The organism is Noviherbaspirillum sp. (assembly GCF_036846085.1).
Classification (GTDB): domain Bacteria; phylum Pseudomonadota; class Gammaproteobacteria; order Burkholderiales; family Burkholderiaceae_D; genus Noviherbaspirillum.
Genome location: NZ_DAIUCO010000352.1, coordinates 1 through 4,345, shown reverse-complemented (window position 1 = coordinate 4,345; position 4,345 = coordinate 1). Strand labels below are relative to the sequence as shown.

At 59.8% G+C, this 4,345-nt stretch carries 5 protein-coding genes; all 5 read left to right on the top strand.

The annotated features are described in order from the left end of the window. The first annotated feature begins 105 nt into the window (after positions 1-105). On the top strand, positions 106-1,068 hold the full coding sequence (xerC, locus tag V7080_RS24400; RefSeq protein WP_334190971.1) for a tyrosine recombinase XerC: 963 nt from the start codon (positions 106-108) through the stop codon (positions 1,066-1,068). A gap of 71 nt (positions 1,069-1,139) precedes the next feature. Further along, positions 1,140-2,342 (top strand): class I SAM-dependent rRNA methyltransferase, encoded by a 1,203-nt coding sequence (locus V7080_RS24395; RefSeq protein ID WP_334190970.1) that lies wholly within the window; start codon positions 1,140-1,142, stop codon positions 2,340-2,342. Between the two features lie 78 nt (positions 2,343-2,420). Then, positions 2,421-2,945: a Fur family transcriptional regulator gene (locus V7080_RS24390; RefSeq protein WP_334190969.1), complete on the top strand. Its 525-nt coding sequence runs from the start codon at positions 2,421-2,423 to the stop codon at positions 2,943-2,945. 46 nt (positions 2,946-2,991) lie between these two features. Then, positions 2,992-4,050, top strand: a complete 1,059-nt coding sequence (locus V7080_RS24385; RefSeq protein ID WP_334190968.1) for a CobW family GTP-binding protein — start codon at positions 2,992-2,994, stop codon at positions 4,048-4,050. 62 nt (positions 4,051-4,112) lie between these two features. Then, positions 4,113-4,345: hypothetical protein (locus V7080_RS24380; RefSeq protein WP_334190967.1), on the top strand; the 233-nt coding region annotated here is incomplete at its 3' end.

The following is a 4,345-nucleotide window of genomic DNA, read 5'->3' as shown; positions in this document are numbered from 1 at the left end:
GCCATGCGTCCCAAAGCGGCCCGCGGCACCGTGCGCCATGGCGCAAACCGCTCTAAATGCCTGACCGGGCCAGGCGCTGAATAGGCAATCTATTTAGGCAATCTATTGAACACGAGCACCGACCGCCAGAACATTGCCGCCTACCTTGAAAGCCTGCGCACGCAGCGCAAGCTTTCACCCCATACATTGGATGGCTACGGGCGGGACTTGGCCGAACTGATCGGCTTTGCCGAATCGCTGCCCACCACTCCGCTCGCATCGGTTACGCATTTCCACATCCGTAAGTTTGCGGCCCAGTTGCATTCGAAAGGCTTGAACGCGCGCTCGATCGCGCGCAAGCTGTCTGCGTGGCGGGGCTTTTTCGAATGGCTGGCGGAACACGGCTCGCTTGCATCGAACCCGGTGGAAGGCGTCAAGGCGCCGAAGCGCAATAAGCCGCTTCCGAAAGCATTGTCGGCGGATGACGCGGTGCGCGTCGTCTCCGAAAGCAATCCTGGCAAACAAGCGGATTCTCCAAGCCAGCGTTGCAATCGGGCGATGTTTGAACTTCTCTATTCGAGTGGCCTGCGGGTGTCGGAACTGACATCGCTTGATGTGCGCTTTGTCAAGGAAGGCGTTTATGTGTCCGCCGGATGGATCGATGCCGATGCGCAGGAAGTCATCGTGACCGGCAAGGGCGGCAAGCAACGGAGCGTGCCGGTCGGCCGCCCCGCACTGGAGGCGGTGGCATCGTGGCTGGCGGTGCGGCAAACGCTCGTGAAAGCGGATCCGCACCCGCTGTTCCTGAGCGAGCGCGGCACCCGCCTGTCGCCGCGGGTGCTGCAGAAACGATTGAAAGCCCATGCGCACGCGCTCGGCATCCCGGCGGATGTGCATCCGCACGTGCTGCGGCATTCGTTTGCATCCCATGTGCTGCAATCGTCCGGCGACCTGCGCGCAGTGCAGGAAATGCTCGGCCATGCATCGATTGCGGCGACGCAAATTTATACCTCGCTGGATTTCCAGAGACTGGCGCAGGTCTACGACGCGGCGCATCCGCGGGCGAAGAAGAAAGATTCTTCAGGCTAACGCACCGCTTTTTCACCACCAGGCGCGCATGGACGGCGTTCCGGCCGCACTGGACATATAGAATTTTCATCATGCTGACCATTACATTAAAACCAGGCAAGGAAAAAAGCCTGTTGCGCCGACATCCATGGGTCTTCGCCAGCGCCATCGACCGTATCGAAGGCAAGCCGGAGGAAAAGGCGAAATCCGGCGCGACCGCCGTCGTGCAATCGTCGTCCGGGCAGTTTCTGGCACGCGCCGCGTACAGCCCAAAGTCGCAGATCCGTGCCCGCGCCTGGAGTTTCGATCAGAACGAGCCGATCGACCATGCGCTGATCAAGCGCCGCATCAGAAACGCGCTCGCCTACCGGAACCTGAGCGTGCGCGATACCGATGCGATCCGCCTGATATTCGGGGAGGCTGACGGTTTTCCCGGCCTGGTGGTGGACTGGTATGCCGGCAAGCAGGGCACGCTGGTCTGCCAGTTCCAATCCGCTGGCGTGGAAGCATGGAAAACGCCCATCGTGCAGGCGCTGATGTCGGAAACAGGCTGTCCGAACGTCTACGAGCGCTCGGACGCATCGGTGCGTGAACGCGAAGGCCTGCCCCTGGTCACCGGCGTCCTGGCGGGCGACGAGCCGGGGGCGGAAACCCATGTCGTCGAAAATGGCGTGCGCTATGCGGTGGACATCAAGCACGGACACAAAACCGGTTTCTATATCGACCAGCGCGACAATCGCAGGCTGGTGATGGAACAGGCGGCGGGACGCCACGTCCTCAATTGTTTCTGCTATACAGGCGGCTTCTCGCTGGCGGCGCTGAAGGGCGGCGCTGCGAGTGTATTGTCAATCGATTCATCGGCTGACGCGCTGGAAACCGGCAAGCGGAACATGGCACTGAACGGCTTCGATTCCAACCTGGCGGAGTGGCGCGATGCGGATGTGTTCAAGACCCTGCGCGCCCTGCGTGAACAGGGACGAACGTTCGACCTGATCGTTCTGGACCCGCCCAAGTTCGCATCGTCGCCGGATCATGTCGAACGGGCTGCGCGCGCCTATAAAGATATCAATTTGCTGGGCATGCAACTGCTGCGTGAAGGCGGTTTGCTGTTCACCTATTCCTGCTCGGGTGCAATCAGTGCCGACCTGTTCCAGAAAATCGTGGCCGGCGCCGTGAACGATGCCAGGGTGGATGCGCGTATTGTCCGCCGGCTGTCCGCCGGGGCCGACCATCCGATGACCACCAGCTTCCCTGAGGGCGAATACCTGAAGGGCCTGATGCTGCAGAAACCCTGAAAACCCACGAATATGCAACTCAATTGCATAATTGCGGCATAATTAACCGACTGCTTCAATTTGGCACCGCCGGACGACATGAAAGCAAAAGCATCCACCCATTCCGCCCAGCCGATCCGCAAACCGGATGCGCCGCAGGCGCTGGCACTCGCTGAAGCGCAACTGCGCCAGTCCTCGGTGCGCATTACTGCCGCACGCATCAAGGTGCTGGCAGCGCTGCTGGGCGCCGAGCGGGCATTCACGCATCAGGATGTGCAGGACACCCTGTCCGATATGGACAGGGTTACGCTGTACCGGGCGCTTGACTGCCTGACCGATGCCGGACTGGCGCACAAGATCGCCGGCGACGATCGCGTGTTCCGCTACAGCGCCGGCGCCGAGCATGCCGACATTCCGGTTGGCCCGGGCAACGAAGGACAGGTACCGCATCACCAGCAGCATGGTCACTTCAAATGCACCCGTTGCGCCAAGGTGTTCTGCCTCGAGAGCATCGGCGAACCGGAGCTGCTGCATCGCGCGCTCCAGCAAACGCTGGGCAAGGGATTTCGCAGTCACGACATCGAATTCACCATCAAGGGCTGGTGCGCCGACTGCGCACATTAAGTGCAGTCGACACGCCGGCGAAACGTTCCAACATTCCCTGATCATCATGGCACTGATTCCCGCTACCATCCTCACCGGTTTTCTCGGAGCCGGCAAGACCACTCTCCTCAATCGCATCCTGCGGGAGCCGCACGGCTTCCGGATTGCCGTCATCGAGAACGAGTTCGGCCAGGAAAATATCGACAACGAGATCCTGGTACAGGACAGCAATGAGCAAATCGTGGAGATGAGCAACGGTTGCATCTGCTGTACCGTGCGCGGCGATCTGATTGTCGGCCTGACCGCGCTGGCACAGAAGCGAAACGCCGGCCTGCTCGACTTCGATCACCTCGTCATCGAGACCACAGGCCTTGCCAATCCGGGGCCGGTGGCGCAAACCTTCTTCATGGACGAAGAAGTGGCGATGCATTACTTATTGGATGCGGTCGTGACGGTGGTGGATGCGAGACACGGAATGCAGCAACTGGACGAACATGAGGAAGCGCAGCGCCAGGTCGGTTTCGCCGACAAGCTGCTGCTGTCCAAGACCGACCTGGTCGATCCGTCCGGCGTGCGCGGGTTGACCGATCGCCTCAAGCGGATCAATCCGCGTGCGCCTGTCGGCACAGCCGACTTCGGCAAGGTCCCGATTTCCGAAGTGCTGGACCTGCGTGGTTTCAACTTGAACGACAAGCTGGAAATCGACCCGGACTTTCTCGCTGCTGCAGGCCATGCAGAACATGACGACCATGATCACGACGGCCACGAATGTGACGATGCGTGCGGACATGAGCATGCGCACCACGATCACCATCATGCGCATCACTCGGACGACATCGCCGCGTTCGCCTTCACAAGCGACCGTCCTTTTGATCCTGCGAGACTCGATGAATTCCTCGGCGGACTGGTACAGGTATATGGCCCGCGCATGCTCCGCTACAAGGGCGTGTTGTGGATGAACGGCGGTGATCGCAAGGTGGTGTTCCAGGGCGTCCATCAGATGATGGGGACGGATCTCGGCGCAAAATGGCCGGATTCCGAACCCAGATACAGCAAGATGGTATTTATCGGCAAAAATCTCCCCCAGGAAACTTTTATTCGCGGTCTGGAACAGTGTTTGGTATAAACTAATATCGTTTGTTACCTGTTTTTCAATAATGGAGGGTATGACAACGCTGGCGTAGGCCTATGCCCTACGCGTGTTCGATCAAGTCGATTGATGCCGCAGCAAGCGCGCCAAGAAAGCGTAATGCCGAGCGGGATCACGCCATGTCGGGCAGTTCATTGAACGAGGATATTATGAACGCAACCGTTACAAGATCCGCTACCAAAACAGCTGCTTCCAAGGATACCGGCAAGAAGGCGCCGGTTCCGGTCAAGACCAAGACCGCGGGCAGCAAAACGGCCAAGGCTGGATCGGC

Coding starts and splice junctions, on each gene's coding strand:
- V7080_RS24395 (WP_334190970.1), top strand. CDS start 1,140: ATGCTGACCATTACATTAAAACCAGGCAAGGAAAAAAGCCTGTTGCGC.
- V7080_RS24390 (WP_334190969.1), top strand. CDS start 2,421: ATGAAAGCAAAAGCATCCACCCATTCCGCCCAGCCGATCCGCAAACCG.
- V7080_RS24385 (WP_334190968.1), top strand. CDS start 2,992: ATGGCACTGATTCCCGCTACCATCCTCACCGGTTTTCTCGGAGCCGGC.